Origin of the sequence: Janthinobacterium aquaticum (assembly GCF_009208565.1) — a bacterium.
Classification (GTDB): domain Bacteria; phylum Pseudomonadota; class Gammaproteobacteria; order Burkholderiales; family Burkholderiaceae_D; genus Janthinobacterium.
Window position 1 is genome coordinate 547,251 of the sequence record NZ_WFLK01000001.1, and the last position, 13,189, is coordinate 560,439.

A 13,189-nucleotide genomic window follows, 5' to 3' on the forward strand; every position below is an offset into this window, starting at 1 on the left:
GAGTTACTTCGCGGTTGGCCGCAAGGAAACAAACTGCGCGGTATCGCCACGGCGTACCAGCAGCGCGGTGGTCTTCTTCGGATCGAGCTTGGCTACCAGCGCATTGAACTGTTTGGCGTCGCGCACGGCGGTGTTATTGAGCTGCAAGATCACGTCGCCGCCTTGCAAGCCGGCCAGCGCAGCCACGCCATCGGCATCGTCGACCTGGACGCCAGCATCGATTTTCAGTTCCTGCTTTTTGGCTGCCGGCACGTCGCTCACTTTCAGACCCAGTGCATTGCGGCCCAGTACTTCCGGTGCCTTGGCGTCTTTCTTGGCTGTCTTGCCGTCATCGACCTGCGCCACCACCACCGGCACCTCCTGCTGCACGCCGTTGCGCCAGACGGTCATGGTGGCCTTGCCATTGACGGTGGCGCTGCCCACCAGGCGCGGCAGGTCGGACCAGCGCTCGATGGCGGCGCCGTTGAATTTCAGGATAATATCGCCCGGCTTGATGCCGGCCTTGTCGGCAGCGCCGCCCGGCTCGACCATCGATACCTGCGCCCCCTTGTCGTTCGGCAGGCCCAGCGACTCGGCCACTTCCTTGCTGACGGCGCCGATCTGCACGCCGATGCGTCCGCGCACTACCTTGCCGGTCTTTTTCAACTGTTCGCCCACGCGCATCGCCTCGTCGATCGGCACGGCAAACGAAATGCCGTTATAGGCGCCGGACAAGGTGGCGATCTGCGAATTGATGCCGATCACTTCGCCGCGCATATTGATCAAGGGGCCGCCCGAATTGCCGGGGTTGACCGCCACATCGCTCTGGATCAGCGGCAGGTAGTCGCCGGTATCGCGCGCCTTGGCCGAGATAATGCCGGCCGTCACCGTATTGTCGAGGTTGAATGGCGAACCGATGGCAATCACCCATTCGCCGACGCGGATCTTGTTGGAGTCGCCGATGGTAATACGAGGCAGGTTGCTGCCCTCGATTTTGAGCAGCGCCACGTCGGTGCTGGCGTCGGCACCGATTACCTTGGCCTTGAATTCGCGCTTGTCGGTCAGCGTGACGTAGACTTCATCGGCGCCGTCGACCACGTGCGCATTGCTCAGCACATAGCCATCGGCCGAGATAATAAAGCCCGAGCCGACGCCGCGCTGCACTTCGCGCTCCTGCTGCGCACCACGCGGCGCCTTGGGCGACTGCTGGCGTGGCGTGGGCATGGCGCCGCCAAAGAAGCGGCGCAGGAATTCCTGCATTTCCTGTTCATCTTGGCCACCAGCGCCGGGGCCGCCGGACTTCAGGCGTTCGGTGGTGCGAATATTGACCACGGCCGGGCCGACGGCATCGACCAGGTTGGCAAAGTCGGGCAAGCCAACGGCAGGAATGGCGGCCTGCGCGACCGGGCCCAGGCCCAGCACGGTGGGCGCAAAGAAAACGCTGGCCGTTCCCAGACACAGTGCGGAAAGAGTTTTCGCTGAAAACGTTTTGCTGTTTGCACAAATATTTTTTTTCATGGACAGTACTTTTCGAATGTTGAATCGGATCGGGCTGCTGCCGGCAAGCAATGGCAAACTGCTCAACAATATATCGCATAAGCAAGATATCGCCTGCTGATAGTGTCAATCGTGCCGCAGGCAGGTGTCAAGAGGGGGACGCCGGCATTAAGGCCGGCGTAAGCCAGACTGTCAGCGCTGCGCCGATGGATGGCGCTGCAGGGGCAAGGCTGCGTCAGGCTGTCTGGACGGGACGGTGCTGCCGGCAGCCTCCTCCTGCGTCAGGCGGCTGGCAAGGCGCGCCGCGAACTGCATATCCGGCGTATCAGGCGCATCGGACGCATTACCGGGCAGCTGCGCGCGCAGCACGTCGCCGATGCGCTGCCAGGCCTGCCAGGCCTGGCGCCCGGCTTCGGTATCGAGTACCGCCAGGGCCAGCTCGCGTTCGCTGTGCGCCAGCTCGCCGTCGGCCAGGGCCGACAGGTATTCGAGCAATTGTGTGTGCGTGTCCATGATAGACCCAGCCAGTTCAAGTATCCCGGCGTCATTACCGGCCATGCTTTTTTACAATAAGCGCCATACTCGTTTCATTACCAGCGCTTGTCAATCGGCATGTCGAGCAAGGGTTTGAGTTTTTCCGCAATCACCTCGCGTGCGCGAAAAATACGGCTGCGCACGGTGCCGATGGGACAGGCCATGATCTGTGAAATCTCGTCGTAGCTCAGGCCTTCGATTTCACGCAATATGATCGCCGTACGCAATTCAATCGGCAGCAAGTCCATGGCGGCGTTGACGGTGGCGGCGATCTGCTTGCTGGCCAATACGGACTCGGGCGTATTGTTGTCGCGCAGTTTACCGCCATCCTCGAACGATTCCGCCTGCCCGGCATCGGCATCGCCCAAGGCAGGCGTGCGCCGCCCTTGGGTCAGCAGATAGTTCTTGGCTGTATTGATACCGATGCGGTACAGCCAGGTATAAAAGGCGGCTTCACCACGAAAATGCCGCAGCGCCCGGTATGCCTTGATAAAGGTTTCCTGTACTACATCTTCAGCCTCAGCCGTATCATGTATCAACCGCGATATCAGACGCATCAGGCGTCGCTGATACTTCGACACCAGAATGTCAAACGCCTGCCGGTCGCCCGCCTGTACGCGTTCGACCAGCAATTGATCCGCTTCCCGCTCTGTCTTCACGCCCGCAACCCCTGTTCACATGCAGCGTGCGTGCCTGATTGACTATAGAGTTGGCCCGCTGCAAGAAGTTCAGTTTTCATGTCACTTTTTTTCGCCATCCGGCTCCTGGCGCGCCGCCAGCACGCGACACGCCACGGCAAGCGCGCGAAACGCCGGACATCCGTAGGCGCCGCGCTGGACCAGCACGCTGCATCGCCGGCCTTGCCCGTCCATCAGGCGCAGCACCAGCAGCGCTGGCCACAAGGTCGTTCCCGGCAACAGCCGACATAACGACGACTGCGACGGCAACGCGATTGACGCCGGCACCGCAGCGGGCGCTGCCGAATCGCGCGCTGTCGAATCCAGATATACCGCCAGGCGCACCTGGCCGACCGGTGAAATATCAAGCCTGCATGCGGTGGCGGGCCGGCAACAGATGACCAGCAGCAACAGGCCGCCGGCAGCGCTTGCCACTGCCAGCGGCAAGGACCAGGCGTAAGCACCGACCAATTGCATGGAGCTGCCGACAGCAGGCCAGCAGCCGGACAGCGGACAGGCAGCCAGCAACGCGCAAACGGCCAGGCAAGCTTGCGGCAGGCGCACGCAGACAGGCGTGCGAACGACAGCCGAAACGGCAATCGACATAGACTTGACGGGAAAAAATTAAGGCGCGCCGGCACCATGCCGGGCAAATTCAGGCGCCAACGAACGTTGGCGCCGAATCAGCGCTCACTACGGTTTGACCGTAGTGAGCGCTAAAAGTTCAGGCGAAACAAAAATATCTCGCCGAACCAGACTTGCTTTTACTTTGCTTTACCGAAAATCAGCGTGCCATTCGTACCGCCGAAGCCGAACGAATTCTTCACTGCATAATCGATCTTCATGTCGCGCGCCGTATTGGCACAGAAGTCGAGATCGCAAGCCGGATCCTGGTTGAACAGGTTGATGGTCGGCGGCGCCACTTGATTGTGGATTGCCAGCACCGTAAACACTGCTTCCAGGCCACCGGCGCCACCGAGCAGATGGCCGGTCATCGACTTGGTCGAGCTGACGACCAGGTTCTTGGCATGCTCGCCGAAGGTGCGCTTGACGCCCATCACTTCAGCCACGTCGCCTTGCGGCGTCGAGGTGCCATGCGCGTTGACGTATTGAATCTGATCCGGGTTCAAACCGGCGTTGTTCAACGCAGCAACCACTGAACGGCCACCGCCGCTGCCATCTTCCAGAGGCGAGGTCATGTGATAAGCATCTGCGCTCATCCCGAAACCATGCACTTCAGCATAGATCTTGGCGCCGCGCGCTACCGCGTGGTCGTAGTCTTCCAGCACCATCACGCCAGCGCCTTCGCCGAGCACGAAACCATCGCGGTCCTTGTCCCACGGACGCGACGCCGTTGCCGGGTCGTCGTTACGGGTCGACAAGGCGCGTGCCGAGGCGAAGCCGCCAAGGCCCAGCGGCGAGACAGTCGATTCGGCGCCGCCGGCGATCATGACGTCGGCATCGCCGTACTCGATCATGCGCGCAGCAGCACCGATGCAGTGCAAACCGGTAGTACAGGCCGTCACGATAGCCAGGTTCGGGCCCTTCAGACCATATTTGATCGAAAGGTTGCCAGAGATCATGTTAATGATCGAGGCAGGCACGAAAAATGGCGAAATACGGCGCGGGCCGCGTTTCTCGTACTCGGACTTGGTTTCTTCAATCAGCGGCAGGCCACCGATGCCCGAGCCGATGATCACGCCGATACGCTCGGCGTTCTCTTCGGTCACTTCCAGGCCGGAGTCCTGCATGGCTTGAATGCCGGCAGCCATGCCAAAATGGATAAAGGTATCCATGTGGCGAGCTTCCTTACCGGAGATGTAATCTTCGATATTGAAGCCTTTGACTTCACCGGCAAAGTGCGTGGTGAAAGGCTGGGCATCGAACTTGGTAATCGTGGCAATGCCGGATTTACCTTCGACGATTGCACCCCAGCTGTCGGCAATATTATTGCCTACAGGTGAGACGCAGCCCAGGCCGGTAACGACGACACGACGGTTTTTAGAACGGCTCAAGCGATTCTCCTGAAGTCAGTCAGAAGCCTTAGGCCTTGACGTTGGCGGTGGCGTAGTCGATCGCCTGTTTCACGGTGGTGATTTTTTCAGCTTGTTCGTCAGGGATTTCCATTTCGAACTCATCTTCCAGGGCCATCACCAGTTCCACGGTGTCCAGGGAATCGGCGCCCAGATCGTCGACGAAAGAGGATTCGATTTTGATGTCTGCTTCTGCAACGCCCAGTTGCTCAGCGACGATTTTCTTAACGCGTTGTTCGATATCCGACATGTTATGGCTCCAAAGTGTGTGTTACGGAAAGTGCGCGCATTTTATCAGGTTTGCGCGTCCGAATACTAATTTCAATGTCTGCGGCTATTTCAGCCGAAGCTGCTGCTAAAAGATGCTATTTCAGACAAAAAGACGTTTCCATCATGCCACAAACCGCCTTCTCGTCCAGCATACGCATCAATTCATATACATGCCGCCATTCACGTGCAGGGTGGTGCCCGTGATGTAGGCCGCTTGCGGCGAAGCAAGGAAAGCCACGGCCGCCGCCACGTCTTCCGGCTTGCCCAAACGCGACAGCGGAATTTGCGTCAGCAGCGCGGCGTGCTGCTCTTCGCTCAGCGCCTTGGTCATGTCGGTATCGATAAAACCTGGCGCGATGCAGTTGACGGTAATGTTGCGACTGCCAATTTCACGCGCCAGCGCGCGGCTCATGCCCTCCACGCCAGCCTTGGCTGCCGCGTAGTTCATCTGCCCCGGATTGCCCGACGAGGCCACCACCGACGTAATATTAATGATACGCCCAGTTTTCGCTTTCATCATCCCGCGCAGTACCGCGCGCGACAAACGGCCGACCGCCGACAGATTGGTGGAAATGACGCTGTCCCACTCTTCGTCCTTCATGCGCATGGCCAATTGGTCCTGCGTGATGCCGGCGTTGTTGACCAGCACCGACAGGCTGCCGTAGGTTTTCTGCACTTCGTCAACGACTGCTGCGCAACGCGCCGCGTCGGTCACGTTCAGCACCAGGCCCTTGCCGGCCACGCCCGCTTCGGTCAGGTAGTCGCTGATGGCCTGCGCACCCGCTTCCGAGGTGGCGGTGCCGACCACGGTGGCGCCCTGCTTGCCCAATTCGACGGCGATGGCGCGGCCGATGCCGCGCGAAGCGCCGGTGACCAGCACGACTTGATTTGCTAAATTCATGGTTATCCTTATTAAAAGACGGCAGTCGCGCTGCCGCCTGCAGTTTATTTGAGCTGCGTCAAAATACGGTCAAGCGATGCCTGGTCGACAATGGCGTCGCCCACCAGCACCGGATCGATGCGCTTGGCCAGGCCCATCAGCACCTTGCCCGGACCGCATTCGATCACTTGCGTGATGCCGTCAGCCGCGACTTTCTGCATGGTCTCGACCCAGCGCACCGGGCTGGCGGCCTGGCGTACCAGCGCCTGCTTGATGCCGGCCGGATCGTTGACGATGGCCACATCGACGTTATTGATCAGGGCGATTTGCGGCGCCGAGAACGTCAGGTCGGCCATATAGGCGCTCAGGCGGTCCGACGCCGGTTTCAGCAGCGAGGAGTGGAACGGCGCCGATACCGGCAGTTTCATGGCGCGCTTGGCGCCTTTGGCCTTGGCCAACTCACAGGCGCGCTCGACAGCTGCCGTATGGCCGGCGATCACGACTTGCGCCGGCGCATTGAAGTTGACCGGCTCGACCACCAGCGCGGTATTTTCGGCAGCGGCCTCGACACAGACGGCGCGTACGTCATCGTCCGACAGGCCCAGTACCACCGCCATGGTGCCCTGCCCGACCGGCACGGCTTCCTGCATGGCTTGCGCGCGGAAGCGCACCAGCGGCACGGCGTCCTTGAAATCGATCACGCCAGCAGCGACCAGCGCCGAGTATTCACCGAGGCTGTGACCAGCGACCACGCTGGGCAGCGGGCCGCCGGCAGCGATCCAGGCGCGATAGAACGCCACGGCCGCCGTCAGCATCACCGGCTGGGTATTGGTGGTCAGGTCCAGTTCTTCTTTCGGACCTTCGGCAATCAGCTTGCCCAGGTCGAGCTTGAGCGCTTCGGACGCTTCGGCCACGGTTTGCGCGACGATGTCATTGCCGGCAAAGCCGTCGAGCATGGCGATGGCTTGCGAGCCCTGGCCCGGGAAAACAAATGCGAATTTTGTCATGGTGACTCCGTTTAATATTTTTCTCAGCAGCTTACATTCTTGCGAGCACGGCGCCCCAGGTAAAGCCGCCGCCCACGCCTTCCATCATCACGTTGTCGCCCTTTTTGACGCGACCGTCGCGCACGGCGATATCGAGCGCCAGCGGGATCGACGCAGCCGAGGTATTGCCGTGCTGGTCAACCGTGACCACCATTTTTTCCAGCGGCAAGCCGAGCTTCTTGGCGGTGCTGTTCATGATGCGGATATTGGCCTGGTGCGGGATCAGCCAGTCGATCTGGTCCTGCGTCATATTGGCGTGCGTCAACGCTTCCTGGGCGACTTTTTCCAGTACCGACACAGCCAGCTTGAACACGGCCGGGCCATCCATATGCAAAAAGGCACTGCCGGCCAGGGCGCCATCGGCCACATTGCCGGGCACGCTCAGGATATCGGAGTGGCGGCCGTCGGCATGCAGCTTGGTGGCCAGGATACCCGGCTCTTGCGAGGCCGTCATGACGATGGCGCCGGCGCCGTCGCCAAACAGCACGCAGGTGCTGCGGTCGTTAAAGTCCAGGATGCGCGAAAACACTTCGGCGCCGATCACCAGCACGTTCTTGTGCATGCCAGACTGGATAAAGCTGTCGGCCGTGGCCACTGCATAGACGAAGCCGCTGCAGACAGCCTGCACGTCGACGGCGGCGCAGTTGTTGGTAATGCCCAGCTTGTTCTGCACGATGCAGGCGGTGCTGGGAAAACTGCCGAAGAAATCCGGGGTCGAGCTGGCCACGATGATCAGGTCCAGGTCATTGCCTTCGATGCCGGCCATTTCCAGCGCTTTTTTGGCCGCTTCCACGCCCAGGTCGGAGGAGTTTTGTGTCGGCGCCGCGTAGTGGCGCGCCGAGATACCGCTGCGCGAGACGATCCATTCGTCGGACGTCTCGATGCCCTTGGCAGCGAGCTGCTCCGTCAGATCCTGGTTGGTCACGCGCTTTTCCGGCAGATAGCTGCCGGTACCGATAATCTTGCTGTAGGTTCTGCTAAAAACAGTCATGCCCGTATCCGTCCACTAAATGCTAGAGCTTGTTGATTGAGGTTCTTCCACTGGTGTGCGCGGCATCAGTTCGGCGATCATGCTGGCCAGGTGCGCCTGCACATCGTTCTTGGCCGCCTCATGCGCGCGGCGAATCGCCCACTCGAATGAATAGGCATCGGCGCCGCCGTGGCTCTTGAAGACCAGGCCGCGCAGGCCCAGCAGGCTGGCGCCATTGAAACGCGAAGGGTTCAGGCGGTTGCCGATGGCCTTCAGAGCCGTGCGCGCGATCAGGGCGCCGAGCATGGTGATCGGATTACGCTTGAATTCGGACGTCAGCACCAGCTTGAAATAGCGCGCCAGGCCTTCGATGGCTTTCAATGTCACATTGCCGACAAAACCGTCGCACACGACGATATCGGTGGTGCCCTTGAAGATGTCGTTGCCTTCCACGTTGCCGTAGAAATTGAGCGCGCCACGGTCATGGTCGGCCTGCAGCAGCTTGGAGGTCAGCTTGACCACCTCATTGCCCTTGATGTCTTCGGTACCGACGTTGAGCAGGCCGATGGTCGGGCGTTCGATGCCTTCCATGGCCGACACCAGCACCGAACCCATGATGGCAAACTGGTGCAGGTGATGCGGTTCGCAGTCGACGTTGGCGCCCAGGTCGAGCATATAGGTCGGGCCGCCCTTTTGATTGGGCAGGATGCTGCAGATGGCCGGGCGGTCGACGCCTGACATGGTTTTGAGGACATAGCGCGAAACGGCCATCAGGGCGGCAGTGTTGCCAGCGGAAACGCAGGCTCGCGCCGTGCTGTTCTTGACCTGTTCAATGGCCACGCGCATGGACGAATCCTTCTTGCGGCGCAAGGCCACTTCCAGCGGATCGTCCATGGTAACTTGTTCGGAGGCATGCAATACCGTCAGGCGCGGCAATGCGTCGGCCTTGTATTTCTTGAGTTCGGCGCGGATCACATCTTCCAATCCCACCAGGATCAGTTCGGCGTCAGGCTCTTGTTTGATAAAGGAAATTGCTGCAGGAATAGTGACTGAGGGACCATGATCTCCGCCCATGCAGTCGATAGATATTTTGATTGTCATTTGTTTTGATTCAATACCGCTGCGGGCTTGCGGCAAGATGAGAATCGGACTGAAACATATGCCGATGGCATCGTGTCATGCACGAACCAGACGCGGTGAGCGTGATTCAAAATGACGGTGTGCAAGATCAATTGCAGCCGATAAAAAAGAAGAAGCGGCGCCACGCTGAACATCCACGCAACACCGCTTTCGACTTACCCAACAAAACGTCGATTACTCGTCGTTTTTGGTCTTCAACACTTTACGGCCACGGTAGAAACCGTTAGGGCTGATGTGGTGACGCATATGCGTTTCGCCGGTGACTGGCTCGACGCTCAATTGCGGCGCTACCAGGAAATCGTGCGAACGGTGCATACCGCGCTTCGATGGGGTTTTCTTGTTCTGTTGAACTGCCATGATAACTCCTAATACATAAGTTCTAAAATTTTAGCACATTCGACCAGCAAATACATGCGAATCGAGTATCCCAGCGGCATAGACTATCCTAAAACAGCCCGTACCGACATCGTTTATTACTGCTACTTCTACTACAACATTGCCATACTCGATTACAACACGCGTTTGACACGTTCATTACCACTACTTATTCTGGCTTCAAGCTTTTCAGCGCCGCAAAGGGCGATTTCTTTTCAGTCTTGAGAGCATCGAGCTGCGCCGTATCGGGGCAGACATCGTGTTTGGGTACCTGCGGCAGGGCCAGCAAGGCTTCATCTTCGATCAGCGCCATGGCATCCATGCTGCGACTGCCGACGATCACATCGACCGATTCATCGGCAATGATTTCTTCGATTTCATCAGCATGCGCATCATCCTTGCCCAGCATCAGCCTGGTCGACGAATCGATATCATAGGCAAACGGGGCCAGGCAGCGCTGGCAAACCAGCTGGACTTTGCCGCTGACCGACAAGGTCAGCTCAGGGTATCCCTGCTTGCTGGTGCTGCCGACAATCTTCCAGGAAATCTCACCGGAATTGTCCGCGCAATCCTTGGTCAACCGGGTCATTTCGGCAACCGGCGTTACGCCTTCGCGGCTTGCACCGACACGGGAAAAATCAAAGGCGTCGATCACAAAAGCATTCATTGGCAGAAAATTTCCCCGGAAAACCTGCGATAATAACAGGGTTTTCAACGCCGAGTCAAAGACTTGCACGCATTTTTTTGCGCCAGCGGCCTGCTGATTGTTTACCGAATGATACCAAATTCTTCTCCTTTGCGCCTGATTCTTGCCTCCAGTTCCAGCTACCGCAGAGAACTGCTGTCGCGCCTGCAACTACCGTTCGAGGTGGCCGTACCCGACCTCGACGAACGTCCGCTCGACGGCGAAAGCCCCAGCGCCACCGCGCTACGCCTGGCCCACGCCAAGGCCGAGGCTGTGCTGCAACGTTTTCCCGGCAGCCTGGTGATCGGCTCGGACCAGGTCGCCACGCTCGATGGCGCGCAGATCGGCAAGCCGGGCAACCACGCCAACGCCCTGCTGCAACTGCAGACCATGCGCGGACGCCAGGTCATCTTCCATACGGCGCTGTGCCTGCTCGACGGACGCGGAGCAACCCCTCATGCGCAGATCGAAGACGTGCAAACGCTGGTTACCGTGCGCGATTTGCCGGATGCCGAACTCGATGCCTACCTGCGCATCGAGCAGCCGTACGACTGCGCCGGCAGCGCCAAGAACGAGGGGCTGGGCATCGCCATCCTCGAACGCATCGACAGTACCGACCCTACCGCCCTGACCGGGCTGCCACTGATTGCGCTGACGGGTATGCTGCGGCGCGCGGGAGCGGTTTTTTTTAACACCTGAAATCCAACCCAAGGCAGGAACCGGAGTCGGACCCTGAGGGTTCGACTCCGGCCTTTCGCTGCCAGGGTTACAACACGACTGACCATGAACTCACAAGCAACTGGCACGCTGTACCTGATCCCCAACCACCTCGGCCTGTCCGAAGTTCTGGCCGATGCGCCGACCGACGCGCCACCCGACGCGCTGGCGCATATTATTCCCGACGAGGTGCGCCGCATCACTTCGCAGCTCGATTATTTCGTGGCTGAAAACGCCAAGACGGCGCGCGCCTTTTTAAAACTGGTCGGCATACAGCATCCGCTGGCCAGGCCCTTGCAGGAAATGACGATTTCGGAACTGAACGTCAATACCCCGGCGCAGGCGCTGGCCGGTTTGCTGGCGCCGCTGCTGGCGGGGCGCGATGCGGGACTGGTGTCGGAAGCGGGTGTACCGGCTGTGGCCGACCCGGGCGCCGACCTGGTGCGCCTGGCGCACCAGCACGGCATCCGCGTGCGCCCGCTGGTGGGGCCTTCATCGATCCTGCTGGCGGTGATGGGTAGCGGCCTGAACGGCCAGAGCTTTGCCTTCAACGGCTATCTGCCGACCGACGCGGCGCTGCGCGCCAAGCGCATCAAGGAGCTGGAAAACCGTTCGCGCGCGGAAAAACAGACACAACTGTTTATTGAAACGCCGTACCGCAACGCCGCCATGCTTGAAGCACTGGTGGCGCAGTGCCAGCCGTCGACGCTGATCTGCGTGGCAACCGACCTCAGCCTTTCCACGGAAAGCATCCAGACCAGCAATGCCGGCCAGTGGAAAAAACGCCTGGCGGCAGGCCAGGCGCCGGACTTCCACAAGAAGCCCACGGTATTTTTACTGCTGGGCCAATAAGCCCCAGACGCATCAGATGCGGCGCGTACCGGTATTTTTCACGCCGCCCTTGCCGGTTTCCAGCACAAATTTGGCGCCGTCATCGCGGCCCAGCACCTTGACCAGGTAAGGCATTACTTCGCGCAGCATCGGCTCCAGGGTGTACGGCGGATTAAGAATGAACATGCCGCTGCTGTGCAAGCCAAAGCCGTCCGGCGATGGCGTATTGACCGTCAGCGTCACGTGCAGCCACTCGGCTGACGGCAGTTGCTTGAGCTTGTCGGCAAACTGGCGCGACTCCATGCGCTGCAGCACCGGATACCAGACCGCGTACGTGCCGGTCGGAAAGCGGCCCAGCGCTTCGGCCAGCGTGTCCTTGACCTTGCGGTAATCCATCTTGTCTTCATACGGCGGGTCGATCAGCACCAGCGCGCGGCGCGACGGCGGCGGCAGCAGCGCTTTCAGGCTCTGGAAACCGTCGGCCTTGGTAATGATCACGCGCTTGCCGCGCACGGTCGGACGCTCGCCCTGGGCCTGCGCATGGGCTTCGACCTTGCGGAAATTGTCGGCCAGAATCTTGGCGTCGGCCGGATGCAGCTCGAACAGGCGCAAACGATCCTGCTCGCGGCTAACCTGGTCGGCGCAGTACGGCGAACCTGGGTAGTAGCGCATCTTGCCGCTCGGATTCATTTCCTTGATCAGATTCACATACTCGGCCAGCGATTCAGGCAGGTCGGTGCGATCCCACAGCGGCGCGATGCCGGTCTCATACTCGGCGTTTTTCGACGCATAACCGCCGTCGAGCGCATACACGCCGGCGCCCGAATGGGTATCGATATAACTGTAGGCGGTGTCCTTCTGATTCAGATACTTGAGCAACTGGATCTGGACATAATGCTTCAACACATCGGCATGGTTGCCTGCGTGAAAAGCGTGACGATAACTCAACATAAACTGACTGTTCCTAAAATAAAATGGGCGTGCAATTGGCAGCATTATCCACCAGAAACGCCATGCATATCAAAAAACACCGGCCAGGCCGGCGGCCTCGGCCGCAAGCAATGCGCAGGCCGGAGTAAAATACGCGCTTTTGGCCGCTGCGCCCGTGCGCCGCCAGCAAAACCATGCATAGTCTGACCTTAACTACCGACAACCGCGCCGAGATCGCCGCCAGCCTGGCCGGCCCGCGCTGGAGCGTGGCCTGTTTATGCGCGCAATGGTGCGGCACCTGCGGCACTTACCGCCACACTTTCGAGGAACTGGCGGCGCGCCATCCGGACATGCAGTTTGTCTGGATCGATATCGAAGACCAGGCCGATGTGGTGGGTGACCTCGATATCGACAACTTCCCTACCCTGCTGATCCAGCATGACGACAACGTGGCCTTCTTTGGCACCGTGCTGCCCGACGGCAGCCTGGCGCACCGCATGATCACGGCGCAGCAGGCGCTCAGCGCCGACGAACTGGCCGCCCAGGCGCTCAGCAGCGACGAGCGGCGCAACTGGCAGCGCGACTGCAATTTGCGCACGCTGCTGGCAGAACCCGGCTAAAACAG

16 protein-coding genes are annotated in these 13,189 nt (G+C 59.9%); 3 read left to right on the forward strand and 13 right to left on the reverse strand.

Annotated features, from left to right (window positions below; genetic code table 11):
• Positions 1–3: 3 nt before the first annotated feature.
• The 12 genes from GCM43_RS02495 to GCM43_RS02550 all read right to left on the reverse strand — a co-directional run bounded on the left by GCM43_RS02495 (position 4) and on the right by GCM43_RS02550 (position 10,068).
• Positions 4–1,497 (reverse strand): Do family serine endopeptidase, encoded by a 1,494-nt coding sequence (locus tag GCM43_RS02495; protein WP_152241897.1) that lies wholly within the window; start codon positions 1,495–1,497, stop codon positions 4–6.
• Positions 1,498–1,668: 171 nt separating this feature from the next.
• Positions 1,669–1,989 (reverse strand): sigma-E factor negative regulatory protein, encoded by a 321-nt coding sequence (locus tag GCM43_RS02500; protein WP_152241898.1) that lies wholly within the window; start codon positions 1,987–1,989, stop codon positions 1,669–1,671.
• Positions 1,990–2,066: 77 nt separating this feature from the next.
• Entirely contained in the window at positions 2,067–2,669 is a 603-nt protein-coding gene (gene rpoE, locus GCM43_RS02505; protein ID WP_152241899.1) for an RNA polymerase sigma factor RpoE, read from the reverse strand.
• An 81-nt stretch (positions 2,670–2,750) separates the two neighbouring features.
• Complete coding sequence (locus tag GCM43_RS02510) at positions 2,751–3,164, reverse strand: hypothetical protein (protein ID WP_152241900.1); 414 nt, start codon at positions 3,162–3,164, stop codon at positions 2,751–2,753.
• Positions 3,165–3,451: 287 nt separating this feature from the next.
• Entirely contained in the window at positions 3,452–4,702 is a 1,251-nt protein-coding gene (gene fabF / locus GCM43_RS02515) for a beta-ketoacyl-ACP synthase II (protein WP_152241901.1), read from the reverse strand.
• A gap of 28 nt (positions 4,703–4,730) precedes the next feature.
• Positions 4,731–4,970, reverse strand: coding sequence for an acyl carrier protein (gene acpP / locus GCM43_RS02520; RefSeq protein ID WP_152241902.1), 240 nt, complete (start codon positions 4,968–4,970; stop codon positions 4,731–4,733).
• 177 nt (positions 4,971–5,147) lie between these two features.
• The gene (fabG, locus tag GCM43_RS02525; RefSeq protein WP_193315516.1) at positions 5,148–5,897 is read right to left on the reverse strand and encodes a 3-oxoacyl-ACP reductase FabG; all 750 of its coding nucleotides are present in this window, start codon (positions 5,895–5,897) and stop codon (positions 5,148–5,150) included.
• Between the two features lie 38 nt (positions 5,898–5,935).
• On the reverse strand, positions 5,936–6,877 hold the full coding sequence (fabD, locus tag GCM43_RS02530) for an ACP S-malonyltransferase (protein WP_152241904.1): 942 nt from the start codon (positions 6,875–6,877) through the stop codon (positions 5,936–5,938).
• A gap of 31 nt (positions 6,878–6,908) precedes the next feature.
• Positions 6,909–7,907 (reverse strand): beta-ketoacyl-ACP synthase III, encoded by a 999-nt coding sequence (locus GCM43_RS02535; RefSeq protein ID WP_152241905.1) that lies wholly within the window; start codon positions 7,905–7,907, stop codon positions 6,909–6,911.
• A gap of 15 nt (positions 7,908–7,922) precedes the next feature.
• Positions 7,923–8,987, reverse strand: coding sequence for a phosphate acyltransferase PlsX (gene plsX, locus GCM43_RS02540; protein ID WP_152241906.1), 1,065 nt, complete (start codon positions 8,985–8,987; stop codon positions 7,923–7,925).
• Positions 8,988–9,200: 213 nt separating this feature from the next.
• Positions 9,201–9,383, reverse strand: coding sequence for a 50S ribosomal protein L32 (gene rpmF / locus GCM43_RS02545; protein ID WP_034749653.1), 183 nt, complete (start codon positions 9,381–9,383; stop codon positions 9,201–9,203).
• Between the two features lie 187 nt (positions 9,384–9,570).
• Entirely contained in the window at positions 9,571–10,068 is a 498-nt protein-coding gene (locus tag GCM43_RS02550; RefSeq protein ID WP_152241907.1) for a YceD family protein, read from the reverse strand.
• A 108-nt stretch (positions 10,069–10,176) separates the two neighbouring features.
• Here GCM43_RS02550 and GCM43_RS02555 point away from each other — a divergent pair, with 108 nt between their 5' ends.
• Both GCM43_RS02555 and GCM43_RS02560 read left to right on the forward strand, forming a co-directional pair.
• The gene (locus GCM43_RS02555) at positions 10,177–10,785 is read left to right on the forward strand and encodes a Maf-like protein (RefSeq protein WP_152241908.1); all 609 of its coding nucleotides are present in this window, start codon (positions 10,177–10,179) and stop codon (positions 10,783–10,785) included.
• A gap of 84 nt (positions 10,786–10,869) precedes the next feature.
• Positions 10,870–11,655, forward strand: a complete 786-nt coding sequence (locus tag GCM43_RS02560; protein WP_152241909.1) for an SAM-dependent methyltransferase — start codon at positions 10,870–10,872, stop codon at positions 11,653–11,655.
• A 12-nt stretch (positions 11,656–11,667) separates the two neighbouring features.
• On the opposite strand, the gene GCM43_RS02565 is transcribed toward GCM43_RS02560, so the two are convergent.
• Positions 11,668–12,585 carry a 23S rRNA (adenine(2030)-N(6))-methyltransferase RlmJ gene (locus GCM43_RS02565; protein ID WP_152241910.1) on the reverse strand — a complete coding sequence of 306 codons (918 nt, stop codon included), beginning with the start codon at positions 12,583–12,585 and terminating at the stop codon, positions 11,668–11,670.
• A 173-nt stretch (positions 12,586–12,758) separates the two neighbouring features.
• On the opposite strand from GCM43_RS02565, the gene GCM43_RS02570 reads away from it, so the two are divergent.
• On the forward strand, positions 12,759–13,184 hold the full coding sequence (locus GCM43_RS02570; protein WP_152241911.1) for a thioredoxin family protein: 426 nt from the start codon (positions 12,759–12,761) through the stop codon (positions 13,182–13,184).
• The last annotated feature ends 5 nt before the right edge of the window (positions 13,185–13,189 follow it).